We start from the raw sequence: 484 nt of genomic DNA on the forward strand, positions 1-484 counted from the left end.
AAGTCGGTGATGACGGGCTTCGTCAACGCGCTCGCCATCCTGATCTTCATGGCGCAGCTTCCCGAGCTCGACCCGCGGCATGTCACGTGGCTGACCTATGCGCTCGTCGCGGGGGGGCTCGCGATCATCTACCTCTTCCCGATGGTGACGACGGCGGTGCCCTCGCCGCTGGTGACGATCGTGGTGCTCACGGCGCTCACCGTCGCCTTCGGCTGGGACGTGCGCACGGTGGGCGACATGGGCGCGCTGCCCGACACGCTGCCGGTCTTCCTGATCCCGGACATCCCGCTCACCTTCGAGACGCTGCAGATCATCCTGCCCTATTCGGTGGCGGTGGCGGTCGTGGGCCTCCTCGAGAGCCTGATGACGCAGAACATCGTGGACGACCTGACCGACACGAAATCCGACCGCGATCAGGAGTGCGTGGGCCAGGGCCTCGCCAACACGGCGACGGGCTTCATCGGCGGCATGGCGGGCTGCGCGA

1 protein-coding gene is annotated in these 484 nt (G+C 67.4%); it reads left to right on the top strand.

Going from position 1 to position 484, the window contains the following annotated elements; all coding sequences use genetic code 11:
* Positions 1-484: SulP family inorganic anion transporter (locus AB6A65_RS16590; RefSeq protein WP_371039490.1), on the top strand; the 484-nt coding region annotated here is incomplete at both ends.

It is taken from the genome of Rhodosalinus sp. FB01, assembly GCF_041365715.1.
Taxonomy (GTDB): domain Bacteria; phylum Pseudomonadota; class Alphaproteobacteria; order Rhodobacterales; family Rhodobacteraceae; genus Rhodosalinus.